Source organism: Pseudomonas sp. HY13-MNA-CIBAN-0226, assembly GCF_040310305.1.
GTDB classification, from domain to species: Bacteria; Pseudomonadota; Gammaproteobacteria; order Pseudomonadales; family Pseudomonadaceae; genus Aquipseudomonas; species Aquipseudomonas gregormendelii.
In genome coordinates, this window is sequence record NZ_JBEOPS010000491.1 from 1 (window position 1) to 248 (window position 248).

1 protein-coding gene is annotated in these 248 nt (G+C 38.7%); it reads left to right on the top strand.

All coding sequences use genetic code 11. The annotated features are described in order from the left end of the window. Positions 1–29: 29 nt before the first annotated feature. On the top strand, positions 30–248 hold a 219-nt coding region (locus tag AAEZ05_RS29630), incomplete at its 3' end, for a hypothetical protein (protein ID WP_350650201.1).

A 248-nucleotide genomic window follows, 5' to 3' on the forward strand; every position in this document is an offset into this window, starting at 1 on the left:
GCTTTAGAGCCATCGACAAGTGAGGAGGTATGGCTAAAGATATAATGTTATGGGATCGTCAAAAAGCTAACAATGACGGACGCTATACAATGGTATTTGGTAGTAATGAATTGTATGAGCAAGATGATGATGAGGATAAAAAATATGAAGTGTACGAAGCGCGAGATATCAGTTGGACAAGCGATAATAAAATCAACGTTGATTTTTATTACAGAGTCAATCCCACTGACACGGTAGCATTTCGCGTG